This window comes from Sinorhizobium sp. 7-81 (assembly GCF_030124405.1).
Classification (GTDB): domain Bacteria; phylum Pseudomonadota; class Alphaproteobacteria; order Rhizobiales; family Rhizobiaceae; genus Sinorhizobium; species Sinorhizobium psoraleae.
In genome coordinates, this window is the sequence record NZ_JASKLT010000010.1 from 36,934 (window position 1) to 56,635 (window position 19,702).

20 protein-coding genes and 1 pseudogene are annotated in these 19,702 nt (G+C 60.4%); 5 read left to right on the forward strand and 16 right to left on the reverse strand.

Features of this window, described 5'->3' with window-relative positions; all coding sequences use genetic code 11:
• Both QN224_RS25525 and QN224_RS25530 read right to left on the reverse strand, forming a co-directional pair.
• Entirely contained in the window at positions 1 to 1,170 is a 1,170-nt protein-coding gene (locus QN224_RS25525; protein WP_283978900.1) for a mandelate racemase/muconate lactonizing enzyme family protein, read from the reverse strand.
• A gap of 53 nt (positions 1,171 to 1,223) precedes the next feature.
• Complete coding sequence (locus QN224_RS25530) at positions 1,224 to 2,111, reverse strand: sugar phosphate isomerase/epimerase (protein ID WP_173514011.1); 888 nt, start codon at positions 2,109 to 2,111, stop codon at positions 1,224 to 1,226.
• A 301-nt stretch (positions 2,112 to 2,412) separates the two neighbouring features.
• Here QN224_RS25530 and QN224_RS25535 point away from each other — a divergent pair, with 301 nt between their 5' ends.
• Together QN224_RS25535 and QN224_RS25540 are read left to right on the forward strand one after the other, a co-directional pair.
• Entirely contained in the window at positions 2,413 to 3,264 is an 852-nt protein-coding gene (locus QN224_RS25535) for a sugar phosphate isomerase/epimerase (RefSeq protein ID WP_283978901.1), read from the forward strand.
• A 633-nt stretch (positions 3,265 to 3,897) separates the two neighbouring features.
• On the forward strand, positions 3,898 to 4,350 hold the full coding sequence (locus QN224_RS25540) for a PAS domain-containing protein (RefSeq protein ID WP_283978902.1): 453 nt from the start codon (positions 3,898 to 3,900) through the stop codon (positions 4,348 to 4,350).
• A 652-nt stretch (positions 4,351 to 5,002) separates the two neighbouring features.
• Here QN224_RS25540 and QN224_RS25545 read toward each other — a convergent pair.
• Both QN224_RS25545 and QN224_RS25550 read right to left on the reverse strand, forming a co-directional pair.
• Positions 5,003 to 5,488: a YidB family protein gene (locus QN224_RS25545; RefSeq protein WP_173514022.1), complete on the reverse strand. Its 486-nt coding sequence runs from the start codon at positions 5,486 to 5,488 to the stop codon at positions 5,003 to 5,005.
• A gap of 28 nt (positions 5,489 to 5,516) precedes the next feature.
• Positions 5,517 to 5,768 carry a GlsB/YeaQ/YmgE family stress response membrane protein gene (locus tag QN224_RS25550; RefSeq protein WP_283978903.1) on the reverse strand — a complete coding sequence of 84 codons (252 nt, stop codon included), beginning with the start codon at positions 5,766 to 5,768 and terminating at the stop codon, positions 5,517 to 5,519.
• 413 nt (positions 5,769 to 6,181) lie between these two features.
• On the opposite strand from QN224_RS25550, the pseudogene QN224_RS25555 reads away from it, so the two are divergent.
• A pseudogene (locus QN224_RS25555) lies at positions 6,182 to 6,352 on the forward strand (DUF3363 domain-containing protein); the annotation flags it as partial.
• 32 nt (positions 6,353 to 6,384) lie between these two features.
• Here QN224_RS25555 and QN224_RS25560 read toward each other — a convergent pair.
• The 3 genes from QN224_RS25560 to QN224_RS25570 form a co-directional block, all read right to left on the reverse strand.
• On the reverse strand, positions 6,385 to 8,052 hold the full coding sequence (locus QN224_RS25560; RefSeq protein ID WP_283978904.1) for an ABC transporter ATP-binding protein: 1,668 nt from the start codon (positions 8,050 to 8,052) through the stop codon (positions 6,385 to 6,387).
• A gap of 444 nt (positions 8,053 to 8,496) precedes the next feature.
• Entirely contained in the window at positions 8,497 to 8,916 is a 420-nt protein-coding gene (locus QN224_RS25565; RefSeq protein WP_283978905.1) for a type II toxin-antitoxin system VapC family toxin, read from the reverse strand.
• Positions 8,913 to 9,167 carry a plasmid stabilization protein gene (locus QN224_RS25570; protein WP_283978906.1) on the reverse strand — a complete coding sequence of 85 codons (255 nt, stop codon included), beginning with the start codon at positions 9,165 to 9,167 and terminating at the stop codon, positions 8,913 to 8,915. Before QN224_RS25570 ends, QN224_RS25565 begins: the two co-directional genes overlap by 4 nt.
• 485 nt (positions 9,168 to 9,652) lie before the next feature.
• Between QN224_RS25570 and QN224_RS25575 the strand changes: the two genes are divergently transcribed.
• Positions 9,653 to 10,723, forward strand: coding sequence for a sensor histidine kinase (locus tag QN224_RS25575; protein WP_283978907.1), 1,071 nt, complete (start codon positions 9,653 to 9,655; stop codon positions 10,721 to 10,723).
• A gap of 374 nt (positions 10,724 to 11,097) precedes the next feature.
• Positions 11,098 to 12,033 carry a GGDEF domain-containing protein gene (locus tag QN224_RS25580; protein ID WP_283978908.1) on the forward strand — a complete coding sequence of 312 codons (936 nt, stop codon included), beginning with the start codon at positions 11,098 to 11,100 and terminating at the stop codon, positions 12,031 to 12,033.
• A 133-nt stretch (positions 12,034 to 12,166) separates the two neighbouring features.
• Here QN224_RS25580 and QN224_RS25585 read toward each other — a convergent pair whose 3' ends face one another.
• The 9 genes from QN224_RS25585 to ccoN are packed head-to-tail and all read right to left on the reverse strand — an operon-like array spanning position 12,167 to position 19,491.
• Entirely contained in the window at positions 12,167 to 12,487 is a 321-nt protein-coding gene (locus QN224_RS25585) for a hypothetical protein (protein ID WP_283978909.1), read from the reverse strand.
• Positions 12,471 to 12,725, reverse strand: coding sequence for a cbb3-type cytochrome oxidase assembly protein CcoS (gene ccoS, locus QN224_RS25590; RefSeq protein ID WP_283978910.1), 255 nt, complete (start codon positions 12,723 to 12,725; stop codon positions 12,471 to 12,473). The genes QN224_RS25585 and ccoS overlap by 17 nt, the downstream gene beginning before the upstream one ends.
• On the reverse strand, positions 12,722 to 14,989 hold the full coding sequence (locus QN224_RS25595; protein ID WP_283978911.1) for a cation-translocating P-type ATPase: 2,268 nt from the start codon (positions 14,987 to 14,989) through the stop codon (positions 12,722 to 12,724). The genes ccoS and QN224_RS25595 overlap by 4 nt, the downstream gene beginning before the upstream one ends.
• 1 nt (position 14,990) lies before the next feature.
• Positions 14,991 to 15,797 (reverse strand): DUF2189 domain-containing protein, encoded by an 807-nt coding sequence (locus QN224_RS25600; protein WP_173514031.1) that lies wholly within the window; start codon positions 15,795 to 15,797, stop codon positions 14,991 to 14,993.
• 27 nt (positions 15,798 to 15,824) lie between these two features.
• A complete protein-coding gene (locus QN224_RS25605) occupies positions 15,825 to 16,016 on the reverse strand; it encodes a hypothetical protein (protein WP_173514032.1) in 192 nt (63 codons plus the stop codon).
• Positions 16,016 to 16,897 (reverse strand): cytochrome-c oxidase, cbb3-type subunit III, encoded by an 882-nt coding sequence (ccoP, locus tag QN224_RS25610; protein WP_173514033.1) that lies wholly within the window; start codon positions 16,895 to 16,897, stop codon positions 16,016 to 16,018. Before ccoP ends, QN224_RS25605 begins: the two co-directional genes overlap by 1 nt.
• Positions 16,888 to 17,058 (reverse strand): cbb3-type cytochrome c oxidase subunit 3, encoded by a 171-nt coding sequence (locus QN224_RS25615; protein WP_173514034.1) that lies wholly within the window; start codon positions 17,056 to 17,058, stop codon positions 16,888 to 16,890. Before QN224_RS25615 ends, ccoP begins: the two co-directional genes overlap by 10 nt.
• Before the next feature lie 20 nt (positions 17,059 to 17,078).
• Entirely contained in the window at positions 17,079 to 17,831 is a 753-nt protein-coding gene (gene ccoO / locus QN224_RS25620) for a cytochrome-c oxidase, cbb3-type subunit II (protein ID WP_173514035.1), read from the reverse strand.
• A 4-nt stretch (positions 17,832 to 17,835) separates the two neighbouring features.
• Positions 17,836 to 19,491 carry a cytochrome-c oxidase, cbb3-type subunit I gene (gene ccoN, locus QN224_RS25625; protein ID WP_173514036.1) on the reverse strand — a complete coding sequence of 552 codons (1,656 nt, stop codon included), beginning with the start codon at positions 19,489 to 19,491 and terminating at the stop codon, positions 17,836 to 17,838.
• Positions 19,492 to 19,702: the final 211 nt, after the last annotated feature.

Genomic DNA, 19,702 nt, shown 5'->3' on the forward strand with positions numbered 1-19,702 from the left:
TTACAGTCTTTGCGCGTGAGTCTCCAGGACGCGTTCGTTTATCGTAAATCCCAGGCCGGGTTTATCAGGAATCTCTATCATCCCGTCTCTCACAGCCACGGTCTCCTCAACGAGGTCGTGGATCATCGGGTTCGCGCCAACCGAATATTCGACGACAAAGCTTGCCGGAGTGGCCGCGCAGATGTGCAGGCCCGAGAAGAAGCATGGGGCACCGGCCCACAAATGGGGGGCAAAGCGGAGATTGAAGGCACTGGCGATCACACCAATGCGCATGGCCTCCGTGATGCCGCCGCAGAAGGCCGGATCGGGCTGGAAAATATCGGCCGAGCGCAGCACCGCAAGATCGCGGAAGGCGAAACGAGTGGCTTCGCTCTCGCCGGCTGCGATCGGCACCTTTCCAGCGGCGCGCACTTCCGCCATGCCGGCCTTATCATCTGCGATCACCGGCTCCTCGAACCAGGCGAGATCGCAATCCTGGACGAGCTGGATGAAACGTTTCGCGTCGGCAACCGTATAGGTGCCATGCGCATCGACCATGATCTCCACCGAAGGGCCCAGCGCCTTGCGGGCGGCACGCACGCGGGCGGCCGAGACGTGCGGCGCGCGGTCCATTGCGCCGACCCTCATCTTGACCGATTTGAAACCGCCGCTGCCAATGTAGGACTGCAGCTGGCCGCCGATCTTTTCGACACTCTCCCACCCGCCGGATGCATAAGCAGGCAAGCGGTCCGCCTTACGCCCGCCGAGAAGCTTCCATACCGGCACACCCAGCGATTTACCAAGAATGTCCCACAATGCGATGTCGACCGCACTGATCGCGGCAATGGAGAGGCCCCGGCGCGAGAGTTCCGGCATTGCATGACCCGACATCGCCGCCGTTTCGTGGCGCACGCCGTTGTAGAGCATCTCCCAGATCGCGGAGATGTCGGAGGGGTCGCGACCGACGAGCTTCGGCCCCACCTCATGGTTGAGCATGTGCACGAGCGCTCCGTAAGTACCCGCGCTGCCCGCGGCATTCTTGCCCTCACCCCACCCAACGATCCCGTCATTTGTTTCTATGCGCAGGATTGCCGCGTCGAAGGTTGTCAGGCGCCCGAAATCGCTGTGATGCTGCCGACTTGCTTCGATGGGTATGCGAATCCACCAGGCTTGGACGGTCTTGATACGCATTTCGCCTCCCCAACCTCGGCGCGCCGGCCGCAGGGCATGCTCGGGACCGGTCCTCACTTGATCAGTGGCAGGATGGTCTCGGCGGTGATCCTCATCTGGTCATCGTAGAACTTCTCGGTCAGCAGGCTCGATCCGTGATCCTGGATGAACTTGAGCTGCTCCGGCGGGATGTCGACCGGACTGCGCTCAACCATGTCCGGATATTTCGCCGCAGGCGTGCGGTCGACCGGAGCCACGAACTCATTGGTGAGCGCGCCGTCGTATCCGATCTCTTTGAGAGTGGCGACGATCTTCGGCCAGTCGAGATGGCCGAGGCCCGCCGCAAAGCGGTTGTTATCCGCCACATGGAAATCAAAAAGTCGGTTTCCGGCGAGCCTGATCGCGTCGTATATGTCTTCCTCTTCGATGTTTAGGTGAAAGGCATCGAGGCAAACGCCGCAACCGGGATCAACTGCATCGGCCAGCGCAAGTGCTTGGGCAGCACGGTTGAAGAGATAAGTCTCGAAGCGGTTGAGCGGCTCAATTGCCAGCCGGACGCCCTTTTTTTGGGCGTGGGCGAAGCACTCCTTGGTCGCATCCACGACCCACTTCCATTCCTCCTCCTCGGTGCCATCCGGAACGACCTTGCCGACGGTCGCCGGTACAAGGGTGACGATCTCGCCTTCGAGTTCACTCACCATCGTTATGACACTCTTCACGTAATCCACTGAGCTTGCGCGCTGGCCCTCGTCCTTGGCTGCGAGGTTGCGCTCGCCGAGCGTTAGCGTCACCGCGCCCCAGCAGCGAATGCCGTGTTCCTTGAGCAGCGCGCGAGTGTCCTTGATGTCGTATTGGGCCGGCTCGCCTGAAATCTCGATGCTCTCGTAGCCGTACTTCTTGATGCGTTTCAGCGTGACGGCGAGAGGCTCCGCCCGCATCCAGTTGTGCGTCGAAAGGTGCATAAACGTCCCTCCCAGGCTGGCGCTACTCCCAACACTCGAGGGGGTGCGCGGCGCTTCCTCCACTAGACACCATTCTGGTTTGGCCAATTCTCCTTTGTCAAGGCGCTATCTGAAATTATCGCCTGCGGAGCAAGCGTGCCTGCGCCTCCTCGACTTTCTCGGCGTTTCACGCGATTGCGGGGCGAAGCTCGGCCGCTTCGCATTCGAACACATGACGTTGTCACCTTGACCAGATTGCCACATTTGGTATTACCAGATTGGCAGATGGGGAGGCCGTTACCGCGCAGCCGGAGGAGGAACGATGAAGATCGGTATGTGCATGTTTCTTTGGACGACGAGCGTCGGCCGGAAACATGAGAAGCTACTCCGGGACATTAAGGCGACCGGCTTCGACGGGGTTGAGATTCCGATCTTCGAGGGCACTCCGGACGACTACCGCCGCCTCGGCGCATTGCTCGATGGCATCGGCCTGGAGCGCACTGCTGTGTCTGCCATGAGCGACCCTTCCATGAACCTGATTTCGCCTGACACCGCGACGCGCAAGCGCGGCATCGCCTACATGCGGTGGGCTATCGATTGCGCCGCCGCCCTCGGTGCGCACACGCTAAGCGGGCCCCTGCATTCTACGCTGGGCCAGTTCTCAGGCACCGGGCCCACCGCCGCGGAACTGAGGCGGTCCATCTTCTCGCAGCGCACGATCGGCGATCATGCCGTTGAGCGCGGCGTCACCGTTGCGCTCGAGGCGCTGAACCGCTTCGAATGTTATCTCTTTAACACGATGGACGACCTTGCCGGCCATATTGATGCAATTGGGCATCCGAATATTCGCGCCATGTACGACACCTTCCACAGCAACATCGAAGAAGCCGACCCCATCGGAGCCTTCACCCGTAACAAGGAACACATCGTACACGTCCACATCTCGGAGAACGACCGCGGCGTGCCGGGCCGGGGGAACATCCCCTGGACCGAGACCTTCAAGGCGATCCGCGCAAGCGGCTATGACCAATGGCTGACGATCGAAGCCTTCGGTCGTGCATTAAAGGAGCTTGCGGCTGCAACGAAGGTCTGGCGCGACTTTTCCGAGACGCCCGAGGCCGTCTATCGCGATGGATACCGTCACATCCGCGAGGGATGGCAGGGAGTTGCGTAGTGCGAAAAGTGAAGCAGCGTTTGCGAGCGGGTCTGCGGCGCCCGAACATCGGCCATGCCTCCGCCTCGCTCGGCGAGCCCTTCGCCTCCAGCGCCAGCAGATAGCGTCCACGGCGCCGGTCTCCCGCCAAACCATCGCCGGCCTCCCCGACAGCGAGAAAACTGTCACCTGTCTATCCGGTTTCGGGCAACCTGCGCCCGGGCAGCTTCTCATTCACCCGGGCGCATGAAAAGAGGTAAGGTGGCATAACGGGGCCGGCCTCTGCTCGAAATCACAGACGTTCTAACTGTGAAGCGCCTCCCCCACAGCTTCGTAGAGTCTCCCGCGGCCGCTCGGCAGCTCGACCGAAGAAGGGTCACCATTCTACCCTCTCGCAACCTGTGAGGAAAGTGAAAGACCGACCCGAAGCGGACATTGACCGAGGCGGGATTGCTGCCGACAATCGTCGTGTCGATAAACTTTGGGCAGGTACAGTTCACCCCATCGACATGCAATGCATGGATTTCCATAGGGTGCGGCTGAGGCAAGGCGCGATTAGGGTTGTGCGCGTGATTTCGCCAACACAGATATTCAAAACAAGTGCTGCGCGACGCGCTGACGGTCCGCAGCTTTTCTCGTCCGTAGGAGGAGGCAATGACGACGGCGTTTAACTCGCTTGGCGAAATCGACTCCGAAGCAGGGCGAGCGGCTCGGATCATCGAAAGCGTGGTTGGCAACGCATGGGCGACCGACGCCGCCGGCAAATTCACCTACGTGACTCCGGCGACGTTGTCGCTTCTCGGCATGACGCTGGAGGACTTCAATTCGCCTGTGGAACAGGGTCCTTCCGGTTGGAGATCGGGAGTAGTGAGGAGGGCAGGCTCGAATTTGCACGAGCTCGTTTACAGAAATGATGGTTTTGAGAGCTTGGAGACAATCGAAGGTGACGGGGACCTAGGAAGCCGCTGTGAGCCCCATCAGCAGATGAGTCTGGAAGCAATCGTGCGCCCGTCATCTGACCGCCGTTCCTCCAGAACCGGTAGCAGGCTTTCCGACGACCACCAGTCTGTCGCCGGGAACATCACCTCTGGTCCTGGTCGCCGTTGACAGCCGTTCCCAGATGCCGTTTCGCCGGAAGGGGACGACTCCGGCATGTATTTGGCGATGGATAGCTAATTTCTCTCGGTTTCAGGCGGCACGAAGAGGCGGCTTCGGGCACACAGGCGGTCAGGACCTCCCCTCTTCTTTCAGCCGCTATCACCCGACGATGCCGAGAACCAGGAGACTAGAGCTTGAGGTGCAGCGGGCTTAGGACGATTCTGGTCGAAATCGATCCTTCCCTGCCAAATACGGGAATTGACGTGAGCGCAGCCGCCGCCTCGAAGCCCTCATCGTCCCCCTGCCGGAACCGCAGGTCGGCACTCTAGGGATCGTCGACGTCCTTGCCGCCACGGGTATGCTCTGACGGGAACACCGCTGAGTATTTTCAGATCGGGATGCCAGGATCGAGTAACCAACCCGTTGATCGTGTCGATCTCTCGGCCAATGCGGGGAAATGACCGTCGAGGTTCGCGGCCGCTCTCGCAATCGGTTGGACAACAGGAACGGCAGCGCGCGCAAGATGATGTCCAGCCTCACTTTCCTCGAATGCGACCGTGCTGAAATAGTGGGTTGGCATGCACTGTCAATGTCGGGTGGGGCGCGGCGGAGTGTAGGGGCCACGAAAGCGGGAGACGCGTGGCGCCTCCCGCCGTTCTGGCTATAGGGAAGCGGGACCTGCGGATCGGCCAAGGACTTCCTCATCGTTCTGCGGCAACTGACCGTTCGGGGTCATCTTGTCCACCGCGTCCGGGATCGATGTCGAAAGGCGCCTCAACAGTTCATTGTAATCCAGGCCGGTCTTTGCGGCCAACTCCTGAAGGGTATCCTTGCCGATCGACGATTCGACCTGTTCGGGCGAGATGCCTTGAGACGGCTTCTCGGCGCTTACCCAGGAGTCTGCCGCCTCCTGGTTTCCACCGTTCTTGAAAGCATCGACAAGTTCTCCCACGCCTTTGCTGAGCGAACCTTCCTCGGAGCCGCCGAACATCTTGCCGAGTTCGCCGAGAATACCGCCGCTGTTCTGCGCGCCCGCCTTTGCATCCTGAAAGATCTGGCCAAGCTTATCGCGGTTCTGGTAACCAGCGACCGCGAGCAGCCCCAATAGCGCCGCGAGCGACGGCATGGTGTTGCGAGATGAAGCCATTGTCGGTTCCTTTCTGCTTGGTGAGCTCTTAAGCGCGCCGGGCGACGGCGCCCCATACGAGCAATACAATCACGGCGCCAACGATGGCGCCGATGAACCCGGCGCCCTGGTTGGCGTTGTACCACCCTAGTGCCTGCCCCAGATAGGAGGCCACGAAAGCCCCCACAATGCCCAAGATTGTCGTCAGGACGAAGCCTTTCGGCTCGTTTTCGCCGGGCACGATGAGCTTCGCCACGATACCGGCGACAAAGCCAATGATGATGGTCCAGATTATACCCATTCCAGAAGTCCCTCGTTTAAGTAGGCGGCGTGAACGCAAGCCTGCTGATTGCATCCGCGGGCTCCGAGGCTCCCGTCTTTTGGAAACAACAAAAGGGGCATGAGAAAATCACACATAGCGCCGCCCCGCAAGAAGCAGCCAGGGTAAAGGCGCAGTTCAATCCGCAGAACGTCGAGGTCGGCATCCGCAAGCTGATCTTCCTGGCCCGCAACAATGCCGATGGTGCGCTATCTGATCCAGAAGGTGGTGATCGGCAAGACACCGGGTCATCAGCCGGCAACGTTTGCAGGTGCACGGCTCGATTGCCAGCGTCATGGCATCTATGGAGGTGCTCGAGCTGATGGAGCGTCAGTTCATCGCAGCCGCAGAACGATCTGACGGAGAAGCTAGACTCTGGCGAGATCGACACCGTGGCCAAAAACAAAAGCTCCTCGATGCTTAGCCAACGCCTCACCCTCTCCTCCGGTCGCTTCGCCATGATCGACAACGGCCTTGGCTTCCAGCGCGTCCCCTGGTCGCGCGAACTCGACCGCAAGCTCGGCCAGCACGTCGCCGGCGTCGCCAGGGAGAGCGGCAGCATCTAGTGGTCGATCGGCCGCAAACGCGACCTCGGCCTTTACGAGTCGGCTAGACCACCGCCATTGAGGGGAATGACCCTATCGGTCTCCGTGATCACGCTTCGCCGATGGGTGATCGCAAGCACGGTCACATCCGGCGAGAGCATGCGGATATGTTCCATGATGTCGCGCTCGGTCGTCTCATCGAGCGCCGAGCTGGCCTCGTCGAGAAAGAGGATCGCTGGATCGCCGTAGAGCGCGCGGGCGATGGCGATGCGCTGACGCTCGCCGCCCGATAGCTTCAGGCCTCGTTCGCCAACCGTCGTCTCGAGGCCCTCGGGCAGAGCCTCGATGAAGGACAGGATCGCCGCCTTCTCGGCCGCCCGGCGCAAGCGTTTCTCATCGCGCGCACGGCCGAGCAGAATGTTGTCAGCCAGGCTCTCGTTGAGCAGCACGACCTCCTGCGGCACGACGGCAACCGCGCTGTACCAGTCTGCCTGGTCGATGGTCGCAAGATCGACGCCATCGACGAGGATGCGCCCCTGATCCGGTTCGATCGATTTCAGCGCTAGCCTGAAGATCGTAGACTTGCCGGAGCCGGTCTCGCCGACGAGGAAAGTGATGGCACCGCGCTCGGCGGTGAAGTCGATATCCTTCACACCACGCCCGTTGCCATAGGCGTAGCTGACACGCTCGGCGACGATGCGGCCCTCGGTCGGCACGAAGCTCGGCGCATGCGACACCTGCCGCTCCTCGGGGGCCGCCCACATGGTTGCGAGTGGGACGAGGGCCGCCCGCGAGCGCGCCACGTCATCGATGGCGTGAGCGATCATCTCGAAGGGCATGTTGAGCTGCAGCAGCAGCGTGTTGAACAGGACGATGTCGCCGATGGTCAGCGCGCCGGCCTCGTAACGCGGCAAGAGTAGCCAGAGGGTGACGGCGAACTGGATGGTGAGCCCCACCCCTAGCACAGCGATGTAGCCGAGACGCTGCAGCACATAGGCGCGCCAGTTGTCGCGCACTTCTTCGGCCTGCGCCGTGAAGCGCCGGCTCATCCAGCCATGGCTGCCGAAATGCCGCAGCGTCTCCATGGCATTCATGGCGTTGCCGACGAAGCGGGCATTCTCCTGGCCGGCCTCAATAGCCTTGTCGAGGAAGACGCGGGCCCCACGCGCGGAGATGAGTGTGAGGGTGACGGCGGCGACGCCGTAAACCACGACGATTGCCGTCACCTCGATGTTGATCAACGCACCAAGGGTGGCGAGCGTGAGCAGGATCTGCGTTGCGCCGGGGATGAAAACGATGAGGCCGAGCTGCACCAGCGTCGTCAGCGCCTCGCGTCCACGCGCGCTCGCATTCTGGATCTCGGCCGGGTTGTGCTCGACAAAGAAGGTACTGGTCTTCTTCAGGATGCGTTCAAAGAAGCGCGTACCGCTGATGAAGCCGAGATTCTCCGCGCTCATGAAAGAGAGGTACTGCATCATGTGCTGCAGCGCCGACGAGAGCCCCAAGAGCACGGCATAGGCCACGAATCCCCAGGCGAGTATCGGCAGGAAGCCCTCCTGCGGCAAACGATCGATCAGCCGCGAGAAGAGAAAGGGCGCGGCGACGCTCGCAACGCTGGAGAGCAAGACGACCACGGCGACGAGGAACAGCATCCAGCGGTCGGACTTCCAGTACGCGCGGAGGATTTCGGAGATCGGAGCGAGAACGGCAGGTTTGGTCATTGGTCGGCACTGATCGCGTTCGGGGACAGTCAGACTCTTGACCGCCGAACGACGCGGAGCCTTTTGGTGGACATGCCTTGCTGGGGAAAGAACTGTGCCACCCGGCTGCTGGGTATATCAAGTTAGTTAGTATCTGGGATTAAGATAGATGTCCGTTTCCCATGGCTGAGTTGGAACTCCCGTTACGACCGCTTCGCCATTCCGTCCGCAGGCTCGGCGGCTTCCGGTCCAGCTCTTGTCCTCTCCACAATCAGCGTCCGTTGGAAGTCCACCAGCAGATCGCGAATGAAAAGCTACCTGCGTGCGATCATAAGCCGAATCGAAGTTGGGGACCGGACTATCAAAATCAATGGCCGCATTGCGGACCTTGCTGAATGTGATTTGGCGCCTGAGGGAACAGGTAGGCTGATTTGGTTTCGCCTGAAATCCCGTTACAGTCTGAATTCATCGGTGGTCCCAAGGGTTTAATACGATGACTCCTGCCGCTTCGAAGGGGCTGGTGTCGCGCGTCGCTACGATAAATCCCTTGGAGGCGGCAATGGCGGCAATATATCCGTCGGGCGTCGGGAATCGCTTCCCGGCCGCTCGCGCCGCCATCGCTAGGTCGGCATAATGCCGAGCAGCGCCGATGTCGAAGGGCAGCACGCGATGGCCAAACAGTTCGAGCACGCCGTCAAGCGTTTCGGTCAGAGCCTGCTCGCGCCGCCCGTCAGGCAACGCACCGATACCAAACAACAGCTCGGCTAGCGTCACACTGGACAGATATAGGGTTTCAGCGACCTGCTCGTTCAACCATGAGCGCACAGCCGGATCGGGTTCTGGTTTCATCGCCTCGGAGACGACATTCGTATCCAAGACGATCATTCAAACCTCATTGGTTCCGCCGGCGCCCCATCACGTACCTGGTCAAACACTGCGAAGTCATCATTGGTCAGTCCCAGCCGCCGGCCGAGCTCCGCCAAGGCATCTCCTATACGAACGCGCTGCTCGGGCTTCACTACACTTTCCAAAATCTCACGGACTTCCGCTTCGGTGCTGCGGCCGTGCATCGCCGCGCGCACGCGCAAAGCGCGGTGCACCTCATCGGGCACGTTCCGAACTGTCAGGATAGCCATAGTCAAATCCTCGCACTCGCCTTCAATGACAGCAATATGATCGTTATGCAGTCATCTCGCAAGTTTTGAGCGAGTGACCTTTGCGACTCCGTAAGGGGCAGCCGCTCAAACAATCAAGCAATCGCCGGGATATCGAATAGGACAAGGGTCGCGGCTCAGCCACTAATCACAATGGAGGCAATCGCGCAGCTGCACCATTCCAGTCGATACATTACGCGATTTTCGAAGCACAGAACGGGGACATCACCTACAGCGCGCTTCTAGTCTCGTGGAGGTAGGGCTGCTCTCGACCATCCTCTGGCGTTCCGGGGCGCGCCAGAAGGGAAATCGTGACCCATATCCGAGTGGGGCCGGCAACAGGTGAGCATTGAGCGTTGATCCTCCCCCGCCACCGGCAATGCACGCCGACATTGCTCTCCTGACGCATTTTGGTCCCCCTAACTTCGATGTTTCTGTTACACTCTATTCCTAACCGGGGACTCGAAATGACTTCCGACAATTTGCCTGAACAGGTCGACCGACTTCTCGACAATGCCGATCTGGCGGAAGCTCTCGAAAACAAACAATTCAAACGATTTCTCGATCAAGTACCGATCGCTCTCGTCCTCTCTAAAATCGGCTCTCGGGGAGACCGAATTATCTACGCCAACCCAGAGTTCGAGCGCCTTTCAGGATTGGCCGCGTCGGAGGTTGAGAACAAGGATTGGGGCGTGCTTGAAGCAGAACCTGCCGTCGCGCAGGAAATGTCATCGCTCGGTCAAGCCATTGTGATCCAGACCGACCACGTCGGAACCTTCAAAAGAAGTACTGGGGACACGACGGCCATTATGGACGTCTATTCAAGTGTGGTCGAAGATGACGAGGGAACGCCGTGTTTCCGCCTGGTCGCACTTGTGGATGTGACCGAGCACCGGCAGGCCGAGCGCGAGGAGTTCGAAAACCGTATCAAAGAGCAGGATCTCCTGCTTCGGGAGCTGCAACACCGTGTGAAGAACAACCTTCAGATGATCACGGCACTAATCCGCCTCGAAGCACGCAGCAATCCGGCCCCAGACACGAGGTCCTTCGAAAGGTTGGCCGGGCGGATTGAAGCCCTCACCACCCTGTATCAAGCCCTGGCAAAGGGAGAGAGCCCTCAGAAGGTGGATCTTGGCGTCTATATCGGTCAGATCGCATCCGCCGTCATGGCGTCGAACGCTTGCGATGGGGTCAGCCTTGACATGAAAATTGACCCATATCCCGTTTCGATTAACGTCGCCATGCCAACGGGCCTGGTCGTCAACGAACTGCTCACTAACGCGCTCAAGCATGCTTTCACGGGGCGCGAAGGAGGGGTAATCACTCTGCGAAGCACTTTCGGGGATGATGGTTATCGCGTGATCGTTGCGGACGACGGAATAGGTCTGCCCGAAGGGGAAATCTGGCCCAAACACGGCAAGCTTGGCGAGTTGATCGTGCAATCGCTGCGCGAAAACTCTAAAGCTGATTTCCAGATGATCTCCGCTCCGGGTCGGGGCACACGCGCAACGATAAGTTTCAGACACAGCTCTCCCTAACCTTTTTTGGTCGTGGCAGAGATACCAGGACCTATCCCAAGCCCCGTTTCACGATGGTTGGAGCCTGATTGGGCAGCGACTGGATCGAATTCGTGCGTTACCCGCGCGAGGCGTTTTTGGGGGCGGCGGATGCAACCAGGCGATCACTACTCACGGGCGCTTCGGATTATCCCCGACCCGCTGTTGGATTTTTTTGAGCCGTTTGCGGTCAAATGACCCGCGTCCTAACAGATTTGATTCTGATCAATGTGGATGATCCGTGGCGCAGCTATCGGCCGTCTTCTCGACATCAGGCTGTGCGAATGTAGTGATGTCTGGTGAAAATCTCACTCTGCCTACCACTTGCATTAACGACAATCGTCTAACGTCGGGTCATGGATAAGGACATCACGCGACTAGCTGAACTATTCGAGTCCTCCCCTGTTCTCGCGGCGGTCTACGACGAGTTTGACCGACTTCGTTACGCGAACAAGGCGTTTCGAGCGGCGTACTTCATCGAGCCGGATGAGACACCCTTTTGGCCCGATCTGATGCGGCGGAATTTTCATGCCAAACGCGGGACTGTTATCCACGCTGCAGACTTTGAAGAGTGGCTGATCGCGACCCAGTCTCGCCGCGGGAAGGTTGGCTTCAGAGCCTTTGAAACCGATCTGATCGACGGACGTTGGCTGTGGATGACCGAGACGGTCCAGAAAGACGGATGGATGCTTTGTGTTGCCAGCGATGTGACGGGCTTAAGGGCCAAGACGCGCACCGTCCGGCAGGACCGGGATCTGGCGATAAAGGCCTCCTATACCGATGAACTGACCGGTATCGCCAATCGCCGCTTCGTGACCGCTCGAATTGAAGACATGTTGCAGCCGCAAGAGGATGCTGAGACATCGTTAGGCTGCCTTTGCGTCCTCGACATCGACCGCTTCAAGAGCATCAATGACGAATATGGTCACCAGATCGGCGACCTGGTGCTCAGAGACTTTGCAAAGAGGGTCCATCGCCTGGTCCGGCGCACCGACTGCTTCGGACGTATCGGCGGAGAGGAGTTCGTGCTCACACTTCCAGCCACTCCCGTCGGCCAGGCACACTTGATCGTCGATCGGATGCTCGCCTCCGTGCGCAAATCCAGGCCATTGCCGGAGCATCCGGACTTCCGATACACATTCTCGGCAGGCATTGCGTGCGCCCAGTCCGGGGATACGGCTATTAGCCTCTATGCCCGCGCAGACCGGGCACTTTACATGGCAAAGCTTGGTGGCCGCGATCGTATCCACACAGACGATTCGCCTGCCGATCGATCCGCCAATGCCGGATGATGTGAAGGCGGGGGCGCTGCAGCGACTAACAAGGTGGTCACCACCGCCGTCAGGTGGAGATTTGACGACCGGACTACGGGGAGGTATCCGCGCAGCCGCCGCATTACAGTCGGCTGCTGGCGTGTTCGACATTTCACTGGCCGTGTACTTTAGGCGCTCTGACACCGCGAAACACACCAAGGGCCGCTCCAAGCGTGCCGCCAGCGACCAGCCCTGCAGAACCGCCAGCAAGGAACGCAATCAGACAGTTGAGGAAAATAGTCCCTTCACCGGAATCCGGCAGGAGAATGATTGCGGCGACGAGACCGATCAGACCACCGATCGCTCCAAATGCAATTGCAAACAGCGTCACGGACTCCGAAGGATCGATCTGCCGGTCCGGCAGCTCTTTCTGCATCGAATTTGACCTCTCCGTGGGAGAGCGGCTGTCCACGCGTTCATCCCTGCTCTGCATTGGATCCTCCGGGATGGAGTTTCGGTTCATCGTTATCTTCCGATCGGGAACGCTGATACCTGCTCACAGTTCCTTCTCCTGCCATTGGTGCCTCGTCCGCCTCGTCGTCCAACAAGACCCTTTCCGCGGCCCCGTCGAGATCATCATATTGCCCGGAACGAAGCGACCAGAGAAATGCCAGGAGGCCTACCGCGCCCATCGCCAAGGCAATCGGTATGAGAACAGCGAGGTAGTTCATTTCGCTGCCCTGGCTGGTTCTCTCGCACGGAAGCTGCGGCCGTACTTCCCGGTCCGTGCCCCGAGGCGCAGTGCGTTTCCGACGACGATGATCGAGGACAAGGACATCGCAATTGCAGCAGCGAGCGGCGTGACCTGTCCGGCAATCGCGAACGGCACACTGACGAGATTGTAAGCGACCGCCATCCCGAAATTCTGGCGGATCAGCGCATCGGCTCGAGACGCCGTCTGCATGATGTCCCGGACAGCCATCAGGCTGTGCCCCAGGAATACGAAGTCGGACGCGCTCCGGCCGATATCCGTGGCCGATGCAGGCGCGATCGACACATGCGCGGCCGCCAGCGCAGGCGCGTCGTTGAGCCCGTCGCCGATCATCAGCACCTTGCGCCCGGCGGCGGACAACGACCGGATGGCCTCCACCTTTTCACCTGGAAGCAGCTCGGCCGAAAACTCCCCGATGTCCAACTGTCTGGCAACGGACGAAACCGCAGGATGGTTATCTCCCGAAACTATGCTCACTGAAAGGCCAGCCGAGCGCAGCGTCTGGACAAGCTCGCGAGCGCCGGGACGGATGGAGTCCTCGAATGCGAAAACCGCTATCGTTTCGCCGTCCTTCGACAGCACGGTTGTCGACGACGTGCCGACTTCGATGGGCGGCGCGGAAGACGCCCATGAAGGGCGCCCGAGGCGATAGACCGCGTCCCCTGCCCGCCCCACGATCCCGCACCCATGGGTCTCCTTGAGACTGTCGAACGTCACGGGAGATGACTGACGACCGGCGCTGGCGGCGGCAATAGCAACGGACGCGGGATGCCGCGAGACCCTCGCCATCACGGCTGCCAAGGACAGGAGCCGGGGCTGAATGTCGCCCGCGTTAACCAGGCGCATATCGCCAAGGGTCAGCGTTCCGGTCTTGTCGAGGAGTACGGTATCGATCTCGTTCAACCGCTCGAATGCGGATCCGTCACGAGCCATGATGCCGCGTTCAAAAAGGCGCCGCCCCGCCACCACCTGCACCATCGGAACGGCAAGTCCAAGGGCGCAGGGGCAGGTTATGATCAGCACAGCGATGGCAATGGTGACGGACTTGTGGAGGTCTCCGGTTCCATAGAGCCATGCGAGCATGGAAAGGAGCGCGACGCCATGCACGACGGGCGAATACAATCCGGCCGCGCGATCAGCGATGCGGCGATAGCTGGAGCGCTCGCTCTCGGCCGCCTCCATCATGCGGGTCATCTCGGCCAGGAAGGAACCGTCGGCGGATGCGGTCGCAATCAGTGTCAGCGGATTGGCGAGGTTCATCACGCCCGCCTGCAGCGCGCTTCCAGGCTCGGCACGCTTCCACCGGCTCTCCCCCGAAACGAGCGAGCAATCGAGCTCCGAGGCGCCTTTGACGACAACGCCGTCGACGGGCACACGTTCGCCGGCGGTGACGAGCAGATGCATGCCCGGCTTGACCTCGGAAAGCGGGACGTAATCAATAGTGCCGTCTGCCCGGATGACACTGGAGCCCCTTGGCGCGAGCCTTGAAAGCGCTCCCACCGCGGAACGCGCCCTGCCCCGCATCAGATGGTCCAGCGTTCGCCCTGCCAGCAGAACGAACAGCAAGGAGGTGCTCGCGTCGAAATAGGCATAGGGTGCGTTGTGGAGGGTGTCATAGACGCTCAAGGCGAAGGCGAGGAGAACGCCGACGCTAATCGGAACGTCCATGTTGGTGCGACCATGCCGCAGCGCCGCCCACGCCGAGCGATAGAAGATCCTGCCTGAATAAATGACTGCCGGCAGAGCGAGCGCTGCCGAAACCATATGGAAGGCGTGGCGGGTCTCGGGATCGGCCCCTGACCAGACCGAAACCGAGAGGATCATGATGTTCATCGCCGAGAAACCGGCGACCGCCAGCGCCTTCAAAAGCAAGGAAAGCACCGGATCCTGCGTGTCCTCCTCGATGGAGGCCAGATGCGAGGCATAGCCGATATTCGCAAGCGCGGCGGCGAAATCCGGGCTCTCGCCGTCATTGCCGCGCCAGTTGATGGTGACACGCCGGGTGGACAGGTTTACTCGGGCAAGCTCGACGCCAGGGGTTTTCCCGAGAGTGCCTTCGACGGCAGCAATACATGCAGCGCAATGAACATCGGGCAACGTCAATATGGTTTGCCGAAGGCCGTCACCGAGGTCACGGCTCGCGAGCCGGATCTCCTCAGCGCGCGCGGTCTTCCGACCCGCCTTCTCGGCGACTGGAACGGCGATGTCCGGGCAGCAGGACATGCTATCGCACCGCTTTGTAGGCATGCCAGGTTGCATGGCCCAGCAAGGGGAAGATCACGACCAGCCCGACCAGACCCGTGGCGACACTGACCAGGAACAGCCCCAGCACGATCGCACCCCAGACGAGCATCGGCCTGAGATTGTTCCAGACGAGCGCGACGCTGATGCCCATTGCCGTGAAAGCATCGATGCGCTGGTCGAGCAGCATCGGGATGGAGAACACGCTTATGGCGAAGGAAAATCCGGCGAAAAGGGCGCCGACGAAAATGCCGACCGCGAGCATGGCCCATCCGATGGGCGACATCAGCAGAAGTTGCGTGACATGCCCGAGGCCTGGAAACGGCCGCACGCCGAAAAATAGCGCATAGATGAGCACAGCCGCTCGCATCCAGAGCAGCATGAGCATGCAGAGCAGAAGCCCGGTAAAGAACACCTGGGCGCCGGCCACCGGTCTGACGCGGAGCATGCTCCCGAGACTGACCGGCTCGGATCGCTCAAGGCGCGAGCTCTTCAGATAAAGCCCCGTCGCGAGGAGCGGCGCGATGATCATGAAGCCTGCAATGGCGGGGAACAGGAAATAGTCGCGTCCGGTGGCGAACAGCAGCCAAATGATCAGGAAGGAAACGACAAAAACGGCTACCCCGTAGCTCAGGCTGAGCATCGGGTAAGTGATCAGGTCACGCCAACCTTTCGCGAGCCACTCAAAGGGTGCCTGCGCCGGCAGATGGCGTTGCCATTTCGGATTCCAGGTCTCCTCTATGCCTGAGACCTCGCCTACCCATCGCTGTAATTTTCCAGTCCCGGACATATGTCTCTCCACGGGTACACCATGACGTTAGCAGGATGATTTCGCGGCCCTGTACTGTCCCGGCGCCGACCCCGTCTGCTTCAGGTGAGCGACGCATCCGGGAGCGCTGTCGATGGCGACGTAAAGCATGTGGGCGTTCGCTCCGAGGAAAATGGCCGCAGCGACGAGGCCCCACCAGGCCAGCCACGATCTGCTTCGTCTGGGAGCGACTTTCGTCATCACGGCTTTTCCACGCCCAGAGAATTCACATAGAGCGCCAATATCTTGATCTCCGTGGGTGTCAGCCGCTCGTCCCATGTCGGCATATGACCCTGGCGCCCGCCATGCACGGACTCAATGATACTCTGCATCGTGCCGCCATAGATCCAATAAGCGTCGGTCAGGTTGGGAGCGCCGACCTCCCGACTGCCTTTCGCGTCTTCGCCGTGGCAGGCGGCACAAGTGGCGAGGAACACTTCTCTGCCCGCCTCGATCCGGCCAATGTTCTCCGGCGTGGAGTGTCCCGGATTGGTCAGCGAATAAACATAGGCGGCGACGTCACGGACCTGATTGCGTTCGAGCATCTGCTCACGTCCGAAAGAGGGCATTTGCGCAACGCGGGTTTCAGGGTGCCGTGTGTTGATGCCGACCCTGAGGGTCTGTTCGATATCCTGCGGTCCGCCGCCCCAAAGCCAGTCGTCGTCGGTCAGATCCGGATAGTTGCTCCGGCCCTTTCCGTCGACGCCGTGGCAAACGGCGCAGTTGTCGCCGAAGAGTTGATGGCCGGTGGAACGGACCGTCGCCATCAACTGCTCGTCCGCCCTTATCTGCTCGTAGGAGAGCGTGTCGATCCTCTTCTCCCAAACCGCCCTGGCTGCAGCGGCGGCAGTGAGCTTCTCTTCGACGACGTTGCGCTCGTCGATTCCGAGCAGACCCTTGGTATAGGTGGTGCCGAGCGGCCACGTCGGCAGCAGCACCCACCAGATCAGCGCAAAGACGTGAGTGACGACCAGGAAAAGCAGCACGCCTCGGGGAACCGGCGTGTCGAGCTCCTTGATGCCGTTCCACTCATGTCCGGTGGTCTTCCTGCCGCTGATCGGATCGACTTCCTCTACGTCCATGGCTGGTCGTCCTCGTCGAGAATGCCCCTCTTGGCACGATCGAAGCGTTCGCGGTTAGCCGGCCAGAACGTGTATACGAGCACGCAGATCGAGAATCCGATGAGGTAGAAGAGCCCCCAGGTCTTCGCTGCCTCCACCAATGTCTCGTGTGTAACGTCCATGACGACCTTGTCCTTCCTTGTCAATCGCCTGGATCGGGTACCTGTTCCGGCGCCGCGGTATTCTGGTATGCCGCATTGGTGAGCCGTCCAAGGACCTGCAGATAGGCGACGAGCGCATCCATCTCCGTGACCCGCGTTGCCACCCCGTCGAAGGCGCTGACCTGCGTCTCCTCTCCATAGCGTTCGGTGACACCCGATGCCTGTTCGCTGTCGGGCACCGCCTGACCGAAGGCATCGCGTGCGGCGTTCTCGATCATTTCGTCGGTATAGGGCACTCCGACACTCCGCTGCGCCTCCAAATGAGAGCCTAGGTCGTCCAGCCGTAGCAGCGTTCTAGCCAACCAGGCATAGGCCGGCATGTTGGACTCCGGCACGACGTCACGCGGATTAGTGAGATGGGCTACATGCCAGAAATCGGAATACTTGCCCCCTACCCTGGCAAGGTCCGGTCCGGTTCGCTTCGACCCCCAGAGCATGGGGTGGTCGTACTTGGACTCGACCGCCAGCGAGAAGGGGCCGTAGCGCTCGACTTCGTCCCGCAGCGTCCGGATCATTTGGCTGTGGCAGGCATAGCAGCCCTCGCGAATGTAGATGTTGCGGCCGGCGAGCTCCAGCGGCGTATAGAGCCTCATGTCCTCGACGTCCTCGACGGTCTCGTCGATGGTGAACAGCGGAGCGATCTCGACGATCCCGCCGACACTGGCCGCCAATATGATCGCCAGCACGAAACCGATCGCCGTTCGCTCCAGCTTTCGATGAAGGAGTTCGCGCATGTCGTTACTCCGCCGGTCCCGTCGCCGCGCCTTCCGGCATCGGTGGGCCGACCGGAACATCGTCGTGCCGTTCAGCCAGCACGGGAACGCCGCGTACGGTCATCCAGATGTTGTAGGTGGCGACAACGGCTCCGATCAGGAACAGCAGGCCGCCGAAGGCGCGGGCGATATAGTAGGGGTACATAGCCACGAGGGAATCCACGAAGGAATAGGCGAGTGTCCCCTCCCCGGTATAGGTCCGCCACATCAGGCCCTGGATGATGCCCGAGTTCCACATCGCGAAGACGTAGATGACGGTGCCTGCGAAGGCGAGCCAGAAATGGACCTCGACAAGGGCTGCCGAATACATCCTCTCGCGCTTCCAGATCGCGGGCACGAGCGTGTAGAGCGAGCCGTAGGTGATCAACGCGACCCAGCCCAGAGCCCCCGCATGGACATGGCCGACGGTCCAGTCGGTATAGTGCGACAGCGAGTTGACGGGACGCACCGCAAGGAACGATCCCTCGAAGGTCGAGAGGCCGTAGAAGAAAGCCGCCATCATGATGAAGCGCAGCGTCGCGTCGTCACGTACCTTGTGCCACGCGCCGTTGAGCGTCAGCAGGGCGTTGCCGGCCGATGCCCATGAGGGCACCAGCAGCATTACGGAGAACGTCATTCCGAGGTTCTGTACCCAGTGCGGCAAGGCCGTGTAGTGCAGATGATGAGACCCCGCCCACATGTAAAAAAAGGTTATGCCCCAAAAGCTGAGGATCGACAGACGGTAGGAAAAGATCGGCCGCTCGGCACGCTTCGGCAAATAATAGTAGAGCATCGCCAGGAAGCCGGCCGTCAGGAAGAAGGCGACGGCATTGTGCCCATACCACCATTGTACCATCGAGTCCTGGACGCCTGCCCAGATCGTGTAGCTCTTGGCATGTCCGAGGGAGACCGGAACCGTAAGGTTGTTGACGATGTGCAGGATCGCCACCACCACTATGAAAGCCATGTAGTACCAGTTGGCGACATAGATGTGCGGCTCCCTGCGGCGCGCCAGGGTGCGGATGTAAAGGACGAAATAGGTGACCCAGACAATGACGAGCCAAAGATCGGCGTACCATTCCGCCTCGGCGTATTCCTTCGACTGCGTCACGCCCATGAAATAGCCGGTCACGGCCAGGATACAGAAAAGATTGTAGCCGAAGAGCACGAACCACGGGCTGAATTGGTCTGCCAGCCGGGCGCGGGAGGTCCTTTGTACGACATGGAAAGAGGTCGCAATGAGAGCGTTGCCGCCGAACCCAAAAATCACGCCGGTCGTATGGGCAGGTCTGATCCGCCCGAAGCTGGCCCATGCGGTGTCGAAGTTCAGGCTCGGCCATGCAAGCTGGGCTGCGGCCCAGACGCCGATGAACATTCCGAAGATCGCCCAGAGCAATGTGAACCAGACGCCAACCTTGATCGGATCGTCGTAATAGCGGGAGATGCGCGCTGGATCAGGGGGCGGGCCGAAGGATGTCGACATGATCAGGTACAGCAAAGCAAGGCTATAGAGCAGAACAATCGCGCCGTGAACTCCAAGGGGATCCACCCGGCCGGCGGCAGCCATGGCAATACCGATCACCGCCAGGATCACCAACGTGGCCGCCGCCAGCTCCCGTTCTCTGGTCGTCAACTGCCCCATGAAGTCGCTCCGTCATCATCCACAGTGCAAGGGGAGCATCTATCTTCCTTAGATACATTTCAAGGCAATAACCGAGGCTTTGCGCTCTGAATAGGCAAACTCGCCTCCGATGATGCGGACAACCTGAAAGTTCTGCTGGATTCAGGAACGCCGGGGCAACGGCGTTCCAGTCGATACATTAGGCGATCTTTTGAGCAAGGAAGGTACATTC